Source organism: Microbacterium sp. BH-3-3-3 (assembly GCF_001792815.1).
Lineage (GTDB): Bacteria > Actinomycetota > Actinomycetes > Actinomycetales > Microbacteriaceae > Microbacterium.
This window is the reverse complement of record NZ_CP017674.1, coordinates 50026-63181: the sequence shown is the minus strand read 5'-3', so window position 1 is coordinate 63181 and position 13156 is coordinate 50026. Positions and strand designations below refer to the sequence as shown.

At 71.0% G+C, this 13156-nt stretch carries 9 protein-coding genes; 3 read left to right on the top strand and 6 right to left on the bottom strand.

Annotated elements, in window-relative coordinates; genetic code table 11:
• Positions 1-72: 72 nt before the first annotated feature.
• Genes gatB through gatC form a run of 3 tightly spaced genes read right to left on the bottom strand, consistent with a single transcriptional unit; the run spans position 73 to position 3406 of the window.
• Positions 73-1590 (bottom strand): Asp-tRNA(Asn)/Glu-tRNA(Gln) amidotransferase subunit GatB, encoded by a 1518-nt coding sequence (gatB, locus tag BJP65_RS00325; protein WP_055836760.1) that lies wholly within the window; start codon positions 1588-1590, stop codon positions 73-75.
• Positions 1590-3110 (bottom strand): Asp-tRNA(Asn)/Glu-tRNA(Gln) amidotransferase subunit GatA, encoded by a 1521-nt coding sequence (gene gatA / locus BJP65_RS00320; RefSeq protein WP_070407876.1) that lies wholly within the window; start codon positions 3108-3110, stop codon positions 1590-1592. Before gatA ends, gatB begins: the two co-directional genes overlap by 1 nt.
• A complete protein-coding gene (gene gatC, locus BJP65_RS00315; RefSeq protein ID WP_055836752.1) occupies positions 3107-3406 on the bottom strand; it encodes an Asp-tRNA(Asn)/Glu-tRNA(Gln) amidotransferase subunit GatC in 300 nt (99 codons plus the stop codon). The genes gatA and gatC overlap by 4 nt, the downstream gene beginning before the upstream one ends.
• Before the next feature lie 145 nt (positions 3407-3551).
• Between gatC and BJP65_RS00310 the strand changes: the two genes are divergently transcribed.
• A complete protein-coding gene (locus tag BJP65_RS00310) occupies positions 3552-5231 on the top strand; it encodes a long-chain-fatty-acid--CoA ligase (RefSeq protein ID WP_070407875.1) in 1680 nt (559 codons plus the stop codon).
• Between the two features lie 120 nt (positions 5232-5351).
• On the top strand, positions 5352-5765 hold the full coding sequence (locus BJP65_RS00305; RefSeq protein ID WP_070407874.1) for a hypothetical protein: 414 nt from the start codon (positions 5352-5354) through the stop codon (positions 5763-5765).
• A 223-nt stretch (positions 5766-5988) separates the two neighbouring features.
• Here the strand turns inward: BJP65_RS00305 and ligA are convergent, their stop codons facing one another.
• The 3 genes from ligA to BJP65_RS00290 form a co-directional block, all read right to left on the bottom strand.
• Positions 5989-8559 carry an NAD-dependent DNA ligase LigA gene (gene ligA, locus BJP65_RS00300; protein WP_258027505.1) on the bottom strand — a complete coding sequence of 857 codons (2571 nt, stop codon included), beginning with the start codon at positions 8557-8559 and terminating at the stop codon, positions 5989-5991.
• A 141-nt stretch (positions 8560-8700) separates the two neighbouring features.
• Complete coding sequence (gene mnmA, locus BJP65_RS00295; protein WP_083285633.1) at positions 8701-9798, bottom strand: tRNA 2-thiouridine(34) synthase MnmA; 1098 nt, start codon at positions 9796-9798, stop codon at positions 8701-8703.
• Positions 9799-9807: 9 nt separating this feature from the next.
• Positions 9808-10989: a cysteine desulfurase family protein gene (locus BJP65_RS00290; RefSeq protein WP_070407872.1), complete on the bottom strand. Its 1182-nt coding sequence runs from the start codon at positions 10987-10989 to the stop codon at positions 9808-9810.
• 49 nt (positions 10990-11038) lie between these two features.
• On the opposite strand from BJP65_RS00290, the gene glgX reads away from it, so the two are divergent.
• A complete protein-coding gene (gene glgX, locus BJP65_RS00285; protein WP_070407871.1) occupies positions 11039-13126 on the top strand; it encodes a glycogen debranching protein GlgX in 2088 nt (695 codons plus the stop codon).
• Positions 13127-13156: the final 30 nt, after the last annotated feature.

The following is a 13156-nucleotide window of genomic DNA, read 5'->3' as shown; positions in this document are numbered from 1 at the left end:
CACCAACGGGAAACGACGGATGCCACGGCACCGGCCCCTCGCGGGCGGCGGTGCCGTGGCATCCGGCGCGTTCTACTGGGCGGCGGCGCGCTCCAGCACGAGCTCGCGCACGCGCGCGGCGTCGGCCTGGCCCTTCATCGCCTTCATGACCGCGCCGATGACGGCGCCGGCGGCCTGCACCTTGCCGTCGCGGATCTTCGCCAGCACGTCGGGCTGAGCCGCGAGGGCGTCGTCGATCGCCGCGATGAGCGCTCCGTCGTCGGAGACGACGGCCAGCCCGCGAGCGTCGACGACCTCTTGCGGGGTGCCCTCGCCGGCGATGACGCCCTCGAGCACCTGGCGGGCGAGCTTGTCGGTGAGGGTGCCCGCCTCGACCAGCTGCTGCAGGGCGGCGACGTGCGCGGCCGAGACGAGGTCGGCGGCGTCGCGCTCCTGCGCATTGGCGACGCGGGTGATCTCACCCGTCCACCACTTGCGCGCGGTCGCGGGGGTGGCACCGGCGGCGATCGTCTCGGCGACGGCGTCGAGCAGGCCGCCGTTGGCGACGTCCTGGAACTCGAGGTCGGTGAAGCCCCACTCGGCCTTCAGACGACGGCGACGGGCCGCCGGCGGCTCGGGAAGGGCCGCGCGCAGCTCCTCGATCAGCTCGGGCGCCGGCACGACGGGCAGCAGGTCGGGCTCGGGGAAGTAGCGGTAGTCGTCGGCATCGGACTTCGGGCGCCCGGGAGAGGTGCGACCGGTGTCCTCGTGCCAGTGGCGCGTCTCTTGCGTGATCGTGCCGCCCTGGGCCAGGATCGCGGCCTGGCGCTGGATCTCGTACCGCACGGCACGCTCGACCGAACGCATCGAGTTGACGTTCTTCGTCTCGGTGCGCGTGCCCAGCTTCTCTTGCCCGCGGGGACGCAGCGACACGTTCGCATCGCACCGCAGGTTGCCGCGCTCGAGCTTGGCCTCGGAGATGCCGAGACCGCGCACGATGTCACGGATCGTGGCCACGTACGCTTTCGCCAGGTCGGGAGCCGAGTGCTCGGCGCCGATGATCGGCTTGGTGACGATCTCGACCAGCGGGACACCTGCGCGGTTGTAGTCGACCAGCGAGTACTCCGCGCCCTGGATACGACCGGTCGCGCCACCCATGTGGGTGAGCTTGCCGGCGTCTTCTTCCATGTGGGCGCGTTCGATCGGAATCGTGACGAGCGTTCCGTCGGCCAGCTCGACCTCGACCGAGCCCTCGAAGGCGATCGGCTCGTCGTACTGCGAGATCTGGTAGTTCTTGCCGAGGTCGGGGTAGAAGTAGTTCTTCCGCGCGAAGCGGCTCGACGGCGCGATCGAGCAGCCGAGGGCGAGCCCCAGGCTGATCGAGGAGCGGATCGCCTCGGCGTTCACCACCGGGAGCGCACCCGGCAGTCCCATGTCGACGGGCGCGACCAGGGTGTTCGGCGCGGCACCGTGGTGAGCCTCGTTCGCCGGGTTCGGCGCGGACGAGAACATCTTGGTCGCGGTGTTCAGCTCGACGTGCACCTCGAAACCGAGGACGGGCTCGAATCGCTCGAGCGCCTCGTCGAAGTCCATCAGCGCATCTTTCGCCATCAGCTCGACGCTCCGTTCGTGAGAGAGGGGGCCTTGTCCAGCAGCGGTCCGCCCCACTGGTCGACCAGCAGCGCCTCGAGCGCCGAGCCGACGCGGTACAGACGCGCGTCTTCGCGGGCGGGAGCGAGGAACTGGATGCCGACGGGCAGGCCGTCTTCGGCGGCGAGGCCGCTCGGCACCGAGATGCCGGGGACACCGGCCAGGTTGGCGGGGATCGTGGTGATGTCGTTGAGGTACATCTGCAGCGGGTCGTCGATCTTCTCGCCGAGGCGGAATGCCGTGGTCGGCGCCGACGGCGTCGCGATGACGTCGACCTCGGCGAAGGCGGCGTCGAAGTCCTGCTGGATGAGCGTGCGCACCTTCTGGGCGCTGCCGTAGTAGGCGTCGTAGTAGCCCGCCGACAGCGCGTAGGTGCCGAGGATGATGCGGCGCTTGACCTCGGGACCGAAACCGGCGTCGCGCGTGGCGGCCATGACGTTCTCGACCGTGGCGGGGCCCTGGGGGTTCACCCGCATGCCGAAACGCACCGAGTCGAACTTGGCGAGGTTGCTCGACGCCTCGGCGGGGAGGATCAGGTAGTACGCGGCGACACCGTACTCGAAGTGCGGGGCGCTGATCTCGACGATCTCGGCACCCTGCTCCTGCATCGCGGTGAGCGAGGCGCGGAACGAGTCGGAGACACCCTTCTGGAAACCCTGGTCGTCGAGTTCGCGGATGACGCCGATCTTGAGTCCCTTGAGCACCTGACCGGTGGCGCCCTCTCGGGCGGCCGCGGCGAACGAGGGCCACGCGTCGGAGAGCGACGTCGAGTCGTTCGCGTCGTGTCCGCCGATGACGTCGTGCAGCAGCCCGGCGTCGAGGACGGTGCGGGTCACCGGCCCCACCTGATCGAGGCTGGATGCCAGGGCGATGGCGCCGTATCGGCTGACTCCGCCGTACGTGGGCTTGACGCCCACCGTGCCGGTCACGTGGGCGGGCTGACGGATCGACCCCCCGGTGTCGGAGCCGAGGGCCAGCGGCGCTTCGAACGCCGCCACGGCGGCGGCGGAGCCACCGCCGGAGCCGCCCGGGATGCGGTCGAGGTCCCAGGGGTTGCGCGTGGGACCGTAGGCCGAGAACTCGGTGGACGAACCCATGGCGAACTCGTCCATGTTCGTCTTGCCCAGGGGCACGAGGCCCGCGGCGCGCGAGCGCGCGACGACGGTGGCGTCGTAGGGCGACATGTAGCCCTCGAGGATCTTCGATCCGCTGGTCGAGGGCATGTCGGTCGTGACGAGCACGTCCTTCACCGCGAGGGGCACACCGGCGAGCTCGTGGAGCTGCTCACCCGCGGCGCGGCGGCGATCGATGTCGGCCGCCACCTCGAGGGCGTGGTCGCTGACGTGCAGGAACGCGTGCACATCGCCGTCGACGGCGGCGATGCGGTCGAGGTGCGCTCGCGTCGCCTCGACGCTGGAAACCTCTTTGCGGGCGAGAGCGGCGGCCAGGTCGGCGGCGCTCAGGCGGGTCAGGTCGGTCACTGTTCCTCCCCCAGGATGGCGGTCACGCGGAATCGGCCGTCGGCCTGGTCGGGTGCGTTCTGCAGCACCTGCTCGCGCGTGAGCGGTTGCTGAACGACATCCGGGCGGAACACGTTCTCGAGCGGGATCGGGTGGCTCGTGGCGACGACGTCGGGCGTTGCGACCTCGGACACCTTCGCGATGTTGTCGACGATGGCATCCAGCTGGCCGGTGAGGCTGTGGACCTCTTCGTCGCTCAACTGGATCCGAGCGAGCACACCGAGATGGCGCACGAGATCAGGAGTGATTTCAGACACCCGTCGAGTCTAGTTCGCGCGGCGCCGCGCGCCGGGCCGCGATGGACGAGCAGAGACCGGTGACATGCCGCGCGTATCCCCGCTGTGCGGAACGCCGGGCCGGTTCCGACGGCGGGGCGCTCGCCCCTCGCCGTAGGCTGGCCGCGTGACGCGCTTCGACCCGCCCCGTCCCTGGACCCGCAGCTACGCCGACGGCGTCCCCGAGAACGTCGGAGCCCAGACCGGCTCGCTCGTCGACATCGTCGACGCCTCGACGCGCGACTACCCCGACGCCCCGGCCCTGCAGTTCTTCGGACGCGAGACGACCTACGCCGACATGTCGGCGCAGATCTCGCGGGCGGCAGCCGCTCTGGCGGCCCACGGCGTACGCGCCGGAGACCCCGTCGCGATCGTGCTGCCGAACTGCCCTCAGCACATCGTGGCGTTCTACGCCGTGCTCCGGCTCGGAGCGGTGGTCGTCGAACACAACCCGCTCTACACCCCGCGCGAGCTGCGCAAGCAGTTCGAAGACCACGGCGCGAAGCACGCCATCGTCTGGAGCAAGGTCGTGCGCACGGTGCAGGAGTTCCCCGCCGACCTGCGGGTGAGCACACTGGTGTCGGTCGACGTCACCCTGGCGATGCCTCGGCTCACGCGTCTCGCGCTCCGACTGCCGATCGCGAAGGCCCGCGAGTCCCGCGCCGCGCTCACCGAGAAGACGCGGGATGCCACCCCCTGGGCCGAGCTCGTCCGTCACGCGCCGCTGCCCGAGTCGCACCCGCGACCGACGGCCGACGATCTCGCGATCATCCAGTACACCAGCGGAACCACGGGCACCCCCAAGGGCGCCATGCTCACGCACGCCAACCTGCTCGCCAACGCCGCCCAGGCCCGCGCCTGGGTGCCGCAGATCGTGCGTGGCGAGGGGTGCGTCGTCTACGCGGTGCTGCCGATGTTCCACGCCTACGGGCTGACCCTGTGCCTGACCTTCGCGATGTCGATGGGCGCGCGGCTCGTGCTCTTCCCGAAGTTCGACCCCGACCTCGTGCTCGCCGTGACGAAGAAGCACCCCGCGACGTTCCTGCCCCTCGTTCCGCCGATCGCCGAACGACTGCTCGCCGCCGCCGAGGCCCGGGGAATCTCGCTGGCCGGAACGGACGTCGCGATCTCGGGGGCGATGGCACTGCCCCACGACCTCGTCGTGCCGTTCGAGAAGGCCACCGGCGGCTACCTCGTCGAGGGATACGGGCTCAGCGAGTGCTCCCCCGTGCTCATGGCGAACCCCGTGGCCGACAACCGGGTCGCCGGGACCGTGGGGCTCCCCCTGCCGGGCACCGAGTGCCGCGTCGTCGACCCCGACGACCCCCGCACCGACGTCGAACGCGGCGAGCTGCTCGTGCGCGGTCCCCAGGTGTTCTCGGGCTACTACGGCAAACCCGAAGAGACCGAGTCGGTGTTCGTCGACGGCTGGTTCCGCACGGGCGACATCGTGACGATCGACGACGACGGGTTCGTGCGCATCGTGGACCGCATCAAGGAACTCATCATCACCGGCGGCTTCAACGTCGCACCGACCGAGGTCGAGAACGTGCTGCGTCAGCACCCGTCCGTCGCCGATGTGGCCGTGGTCGGGGTGCCGAGCGAGCATTCCGGTGAAGACGTCGTCGCCGCCGTCGTGCCGACCACCCCGGGTGACTTCGACGCCGAGGCGGTGCGGGCGTTCGCGCGCGGCATCCTGACCCCGTACAAGGTGCCCAAGCGTCTCGTGGTCGTCGACGAGCTGCCCCGCTCGCTGATCGGCAAGGTGTTGCGCCGGCAGGTGCGCGATCAGCTGCTCGGCGGCTGAACGAGAGGCCCCGCGCGGCTCCGAAGCAAGTCCCGGGCACAAGATGGCGCCCCTCGTCGTGCCCTCGATATCGTGAGCCCCACCCGGAGCGATCCGCTCGGGGAGACAGAGGGGGATCACATGATCATCAAGCGCACTCCGCTCGCCGCGCTGGCGGCGTCGGCTTTGCTGCTGCTGGCCGGCTGTTCGGGAGGCGGCGCTCCGGCGTCCGATCAGTCCAAGGCCGACGCGTGCGACATCGTCAAGACGCAGTTCGAAGAGGTCAGCAAGGCGGGCTCGTCGATGAGCTCGTCCGACCCCGAGGCCGCGATGACGAGTTTCAAGAGCCTCGCGACGAACGTCGACGACGCCTTCTCGTCGATCACGAACACCGAGGTCGCCCCCGCCGCCGCTCAGGCGAGCGGTGCGCTGAACGACTACGTCGCATTCCTCGAGGGCGTCGTCGCCGACCCGAGCGGCGTCGACGGCTTGGGCGAGCAGGTGCAGACGCTGCAGCAGAGCTTCACCGACGCCGCGGCGGTCTGCGCCGGCTGACGTCGTAATACGCGCGCTGAGGGGCGGGGCCGGTTTCGGCTCCGCCCCTCCGTGCGGGACGGAGGGGCCGATCCGGGACCGCCGCCTCGCCGCGGCGCGGACCTCGGGCATCGCCCACGGTAGGTGCGGTCAGGCCGTCGTTGCGACCCCACGGATGCGCGCGCACGCGAACGGCCTGCGGTGTCTGCGCTCCGGGGGGGCGTCTGCGGGTGTCCGGGGCTGCTCAGTCGTCCGAGGTCGGCGTGTCGGAGCTCGGCGTGTCGGGGGTCGCTTCGTCTACGTCGCCGACAGCCCTCGCGTCGCCGTCTGCGGTGACGTCCGCGGTGACGTCCGCGGTGACGTCAGCGGTCGCGTCGGCGATCGCATCCGCGTTGCCGCCATCACCGCCGTCGAGAGCCGCGGGTCCTTGCTCGACCAGCACGCGGAACTGTGCGGCGTCGAGAATGCGCAGACCGAGCTCTTCGGCCTTCGCCAGCTTCGACCCGGCTCCCGGGCCGGCCGCCACGAAGTCCGTCTTCTTCGACACGCTCGATGCGGCCTTGCCCCCGGCAGCGAGGATGGCCTCCTGCGCCCCCTCGCGGGAGTACCCCTCGAGAGACCCGGTCGCCACGACCGTGAGCCCCGCGAGCACACCACCGGCGGCTGCCGCGGCGCCCGGCCCCGGGTGGCCGGGAATGGCGAAGCGCACGCCCGCGGCCGTCCATCGCTCGACGATCTCGCGGTGCCAGTCGACCTCGAACCAGTCGATGACCGCGTCGGCGATGATGCCCCCGACGCCCTCGACGGCGGCGAGCTCTTCTCGCGAGGCCGCGCGGATGGCATCCAGCGATCCGAACCACTGCGCGAGCGCGCGGGCGGCCACCGGTCCGACATGGCGGATGTTCAACGAGACGAGCAGACGGTACAGGTCTTTCGTCTTGGCCTTCTCGAGCTCGGCCACCAGTTTCAGCGCCTGCTCCGACGGACGCACCTCGCGGTGATCCTTGCGGATGCCGCGGCGTCGGCGCTCGGCGGGATCGAGATCCTCGGTCCCCGGCGGATACGTCGCCGGGCCGAGCTTCTGGAACGGCGCGCGACGCACGAGGTCTCCGGTGTCAGGGTCGACCTTGCGCTCGCCCGTCTCGGAGTCGCGCACGACGACCTCGATGGGGACGAGCTGCTCGATCGTGAGATCGAACAGCCCCGCCTCGGTGTCGAGGGGTGGGCGGTCGGGGACCTCGGGCTGGGTGAGCGCCGCGGCGGTCACTTCGCCGAGCGCCTCGATGTCGAGCGCGCCGCGGGAGCCGATGTGTTCGACACGCCCGCGCACCTGCGCGGGGCAGGAGCGGGCGTTCGGACACCGCAGGTCGATGTCGCCCTCTTTCGCGGGGCGCAGCGCGGTGCCGCACTCGGGACAGTCGGTGGGCATGACGAACGCGCGTTCCGTGCCGTCGCGCAGTTCGACCACCGGGCCGAGGACCTCGGGGATGACGTCGCCGGCCTTGCGCAGCACGACGGTGTCGCCGATGAGCACGCCCTTGACCTTGACCACGTCTTGATTGTGGAGAGTGGCCTGGCGCACCACGCTGCCGGCGACCTTCGCCGGCTCCATCACGGCGAAGGGCGTGGCCCGCCCGGTACGCCCGACCGAGACGACGATGTCGATGAGCTTCGTGTTGACCTGCTCCGGCGGGTACTTGTAGGCGATGGCCCAGCGCGGAGCGCGGCTCGTGGCGCCGAGCTCGTCGTGCAGCGCCAGCTCGTCGACCTTGACCACGACGCCGTCGATCTCGTGCTCCACGTCGTGGCGGTGCTCGCCGTAGTGCGCGACGAACGACAGAACGCCGTCGATCGACGATTCGACCCGGCTGTACGGCGACGTGGGGAGTCCCCACGACGCCAACAGGTCGTAGATCTCGCTCTGGGCGGCGACCGGCGGATCGGGCCACGCGCCGAGGCCATGGACGTAAAGGGAGAGGGAGTCGATGCGGGCGAGGCCGGCCTCGAGCTCGAGGCCGGTCTTCTTCTCGATCTGCTGGCGCAGTCCGCCGCTGGCCGCGTTGCGCGGATTGGCGAAGGCGGGGAACCGTCGCGCGGCCGCCTGCTCGGCCTTCTCTTCGTCGAAGGCCCGGCTGCCGCGTCGACCGGCGGCGCGCTCGCGGGACTCGGCCACCGCGCGCTCTCGGTACTCGCCCTGCAGTCTGTTGAGGTTCTCGAACTTCGCGACGGGGATGAACACCTCGCCGCGCACCTCGACGAGGGCGGGATGCCCCTCGCCGGACAGCTGTCGCGGAACGCCGGCGAGACGGAGCGCGTTGTCGGTCACGATCTCACCGACGCGCCCGTCCCCCCGGGTGGCCGCCGAGGTGAGAACGCCGTGCTCATAGCGGAGGTTGAGGGCGAGGCCGTCGATCTTGAGCTCGCTGAGCCAGTGCACTGCTCGACCCGCCGCCGCCTCGGTCTTCACCGCCCAGTCGCGCAGCTCGTCGGGAGAGAAGACGTTGTCGAGGCTCAGCATGCGCTCGGCGTGCTCGATGGTCGCGAGGTCGGTGGCCTCGGCGGCGCCCACCGACTGCGTGGGGCTGTCCTGCCCCTGCAGCTCGGGGTACAGCCGCTCGATGGCCTCGAGCCTTTGCATCCATCCGTCGTAGGTGGCGTCGTCGACGAGCTCGGCGTCCCGGCCGTAGTACGCCTCGCGCGCGTCGACGATGCGCTGCGTCAGGTCGGCCGCCTCGACGCGCGCGTCGTCGAGAGAAAGGTCGGGAAGCTGGTCGTGCTCGGTCACGTCCTCCAGCTTAGGGAGGGGTCCCGACATCGCCGTCGGGGTTGCCTCACTGCCGGGAGGAGCGGAGGGCCAGGGACCAACGGAGGACCGATGCCACGGCATCCACCCTCCACCGAGCCCACGCCCTCCGCTCGTCACCGCCGGCGGACGCCCCACGCCCGCGCGAGAAGGTCAGGCGTCGACCGGCACCGCCGACACCGTCCGGTCGATCGTGAATTGGCCCATCACGCGCGTGCCGTCGTAGAGCACCGCGGTCTGGCCCGGGGCGACGCCGTCGAACGGCGTCTCGGGACGCACGGTGAGCACACCGTCCACCAGAGAAGCGCAAGCGGGCACCGGGTCGGCGTGCGCGCGGATCTGCACGTGGCAGTCGAAGCGGTCGTCGGCGGGCGCGCGGCCGGCCCAGGTGAAGCGCTCCCCCGCGATCTCGGCGCACGCGAGTGCTTCTTTCGGCCCCACCACGACGGTGTTGTTGATCGGGCGCACCTCGAGCACGAAGCGCGGCTTGCCGTCGGAGGCGGGAACGCCGAGCGACAGGCCCCGTCGCTGACCGACGGTGAAGGCGTGCGCCCCCTCGTGCGTGCCGACGACGGCGCCCGAACGGTCGAGGATCTCGCCGCGCTCGGCTCCGACCTTGTCGGCGAGCCAGCCGCGCGTGTCGCCGTCGGGGATGAAGCAGATGTCGTGGCTGTCGGGCTTCTGGGCCACGGTCAGCCCGCGCTCGGCCGCCTCGGCGCGCACGAGGGCCTTCGACGGGGTCGACCCCAGCGGGAAGTAGGTGTGGGCCAACTGCTCCGCCGTCAGCACGCCGAGCACGTACGACTGGTCCTTGGCGTTGTCGGACGCACGGTGCAGCTCCCGCCCGTCGGGCGTGTCGATGAGCGTGGCATAGTGCCCGGTGCACACGGCGTCGAAGCCGAGCTCGAGAGCGCGTTCCAGCAGGGCTGCGAACTTGATCTTCTCGTTGCACCGCATGCACGGGTTGGGGGTGCGCCCCGCGCGGTACTCCGACACGAAGTCGTCGATGACGTCGTCGCGGAAACGCTCCGAGAAATCCCAGACGTAGAAGGGCATGCCGAGCTTGTCGGCGGCGCGGCGGGCGTCCATGGCGTCTTCGATCGTGCAGCATCCGCGACTGCCGGCGCGCAGCGTTCCGCCCGCGCGCGACAGCGCCAGGTGCACGCCCACCACGTCGTGGCCCGCCTCCACCGCGCGGGCCGCGGCCACCGCGGAGTCGACGCCACCGCTCATCGCCGCCAGAACTCGCATGGGTCCAGTCTACGAACGCGGGGCTGAACGGGCGCCGGATGCCACGGCCCGGGCGTACGCGTCGGGAAGACGAGCGAGCACCGCCTCGACGTCCGCCGACGTCGAGGTGCGTCCCAGGCTGAACCGCAGCACCGAGCGGGCGGCGCGGTCGTCGAGTCCGAGAGCGAGGACGACGTGCGAGGGCTCGGCGACACCGGCCTGGCACGCCGATCCCGTCGACACCGCGATCCCCGCCATGTCGAGCAGGAACAGCAGCGTCTCGCCCGCGGCATCCGGGAACAGCACGTGCGCGTTGCCGGCGAGCCGATCCGTCGGATCGCCCAGCAGGCGCGCCGCCGGGACGGAGCTCAGGATGCCGTCGACCAGGCGATCGCGCAGCGCTCGGAGCCGTGCGTTCTCGCCCTCGCGCTCGGCCTCGGCGGCGGTGGCCGCGGCGGCGAAGGCGGCGGCTCCCGCGACGTCCTGCGTTCCGGCGCGCAGCCCCCGCTGCTGCCCGCCCCCGTGCACGAGGGCCGTCAGCTTCGCGTGCCGCGAGACCACCGCCGCCCCCACGCCGACGGGGCCGCCGACCTTGTGCGCCGAGACCGACATCGCCGCCAGTCCCCCGGCCGCGGTCCCCGCACCCCGCCAGGCCGCGAAGTCGACCGCGATCTGCCCGAGCGCCGAGACGGCGTCGAGGTGCAGGGGAACCCCGGCTTCGGATGCCAGCTCCGCGAGAGCCGCCGGATTCTGCACCGTCCCGACTTCGTTGTTGGCCACGAGTGCGGTGGCGACGGCGGCCCCCGGGAGCGCCGCGGCGAACGCGTCGGCGTCGATCCGACCGAGGGCGTCGAGGCCGACCGGGCGTACGAGTGCGCCCTGGGTGGCGAGCCAGCTCACGACGTCGAGCGTGGCGTGATGCTCGCCGTCGGGCAGGACGAGGGCGTCGACCCCGGTCGGGCGGGACCACCACAGCCCCTTCAGGGCGAGATTGGCCGCCTCGGTGCCGCTGCCGGTGAAGACGATCTCGATGGGCTGGCACCCCAGTACGAGGGCGAGCTGGTCGCGGGCGTCTTCGAGCAGGCGACGCGCCGCCTGGCCGGCCCCGTGGATCGACGACGGATTGCCCAGCACATCGTGTGCGGCGAGCCACGCATCGCGCGCTTCTGCGCGCAACGGCGTGGTCGCTGCGTGATCGAGGTAGACCTGCATCGTGCTGTCCTTCCGACGACGCCTGCCGCCGTTCACTACCCTAAGACGCATGGTCCGACCCGAGACTGTCCTTCCCGCCCGCCCCGGCCTGCTCGGCAGCGCCTTCGACGATCTCGGAGTGAGGCTCGGCCCCGATGGCGGCACCCTCCGCGTGTGGTCGGGTCACGCCGACGCGATGCAGATGCTCGTGTTCGACGACGTCGACCTCGACTGGGCGACCGAGACGGTGACGATGGTCCCCCTCGGCGACGGGGTGTTCGAGGCGACCTCCGCCCTGCTGCGGCCCGGAGCCCGCTACGCCATCCGCGTGGGCGGTCCGCTCGGCCCCGGCAACACCTTCAATCCGCAGACGCTCCTGGTCGAGCCGTACGCGCGGGGGCTCGTCTCGGGCAACTTCGGCGACTGGCGCGCGGTCGTTGTCGAGGGCGGCTTCGATTGGGGCACGTCGACGAAACCGCGCGTGCCGCTGGACAAGACCGTGATCTACGAGGGCCACGTGAAGGGGCTGACCAAGCGGCATCCCTTCATTCCGCCGGCGCTCCACGGCACCTACGCCGGTCTCGCGCACCCCGCGATGATCGATCACTTCCTGTCGCTCGGCATCACCAGCGTCGAGCTGCTGCCGATCCACGCCTTCGCGACCGAGCCGCGTCTGCTGCAGCTGGGGCTCACGAACTACTGGGGCTACAACAGCCTCAACTTCTTCACCCCGCACGCCGCCTACGCCACCGCGGCCAGCCGCGCCGAGGGTCCCGAGGCGGTGCTGCGCGAGTTCAAGGGCATGGTGAAGCTGCTGCACGAGGCCGGCCTCGAGGTCATCCTCGACGTGGTCTACAACCACACCGCCGAAGAGGGCATCGGCGGCCCCCGCACGAGCTTGCGGGGCATCGACAACCGGTCGTACTACCGCCAGACCGACGACGGCGCCTACATCGACGAGACCGGGTGCGGCAACGCGGTCGACACGTCGACCGACGCCGCGGCGCGGCTGGTCCTCGATTCGCTGCGATACTGGGCCAACGACGTGCAGATCGACGGGTTCCGCTTCGACCTCGCCGTCACGCTGGGCCGCGACGAGCGGCACTCGTTCACGCCGGAGCATCCGCTGCTCCAGGCCATCCGCGACGACGCCGAACTCGCCGACGTGAAGCTCATCGCCGAGCCGTGGGACGTCGGCATGGGCGGGTGGCAGACGGGGAACTTCGGCGACGGCTGGCAGGAGTGGAACGACCGCTACCGCGACCGGGTGCGCAACTTCTGGCTGAGCGACATCGACTACGCCCGCCGCGCCGACACCGCCCCCGTGGGGATCGGCGGCTTCGCCACGCGCCTGGCGGGGTCCTCGAACACGTTCTCGGAGGAGCGCGGGCCGCTCGCGAGCATCAACTTCGTGACGGCGCACGACGGTTTCACGCTGCGCGACCTCGTCTCGTACGACGTCAAGCACAACCTGGGCAACGGCGAGCAGAACCGCGACGGCGCCGACACCAACCGCTCCTTCAACCACGGCGCCGAAGGGCGCACCGATGACGAACGCGTCCTCGCCACCCGTCGCAAGGCCATGCGCAACCTGATGGGAACGCTGCTCGTCTCGGCCGGCATCCCGATGATCACCGCGGGCGACGAGATGGGACGCACCCAGCGGGGCAACAACAACGCCTACTGCCACGACTCCGCCCTCACCTGGCTGTCGTGGGATCTCGCGCCCTGGCAGCGCGATCTGTTCGCGCACACGCAGCGTCTGCTGCAGATCCGCCGCGACAACCCGGCCCTGCGTCCTCGGCGGTTCGCCCGACTCGGGGAGCGCATCCCCTCGGCCTCGGTGATGCAGTGGTTCGACGAGAAGGGGCGCACGATGTCGAGCGACGCCTTCAACGACCCCGCGCATCGCACGCTGCAATACCTCGCCACCTCGACGCCCGAGCACGAAGACCTCAATCAGATCCTGCTGGTCGTCCACGGGACCGAGGCGCCGGCCGACATCGTGCTGCCCGCCCTCGACGACGATGCCGGCACGGCCTACGTCTCGCTGTGGTCCAGTGCCGACGAGGCGCCGACCCCCGGCGGGGAGCGTTTCGCCCCCGGCGAGACGGTCTCGCTGGCGGGCGCATCGATGCGTTTGTTCCGCGTCGAGTAACCGACGCGCCCTGTCAAGGGCGCGAGAAAG

Bases quoted from the DNA above. Each gene is read 5' to 3' on its own strand.
- gatB (WP_055836760.1), bottom strand. From the start codon at position 1,590: ATGGCGAAAGATGCGCTGATGGACTTCGACGAGGCGCTCGAGCGATTC.
- BJP65_RS00305 (WP_070407874.1), top strand. From the start codon at position 5,352: ATGATCATCAAGCGCACTCCGCTCGCCGCGCTGGCGGCGTCGGCTTTG.
- ligA (WP_258027505.1), bottom strand. From the start codon at position 8,559: ATGTCGGGACCCCTCCCTAAGCTGGAGGACGTGACCGAGCACGACCAG.
- mnmA (WP_083285633.1), bottom strand. From the start codon at position 9,798: ATGCGAGTTCTGGCGGCGATGAGCGGTGGCGTCGACTCCGCGGTGGCC.
- BJP65_RS00290 (WP_070407872.1), bottom strand. From the start codon at position 10,989: ATGCAGGTCTACCTCGATCACGCAGCGACCACGCCGTTGCGCGCAGAA.
- glgX (WP_070407871.1), top strand. From the start codon at position 11,039: ATGGTCCGACCCGAGACTGTCCTTCCCGCCCGCCCCGGCCTGCTCGGC.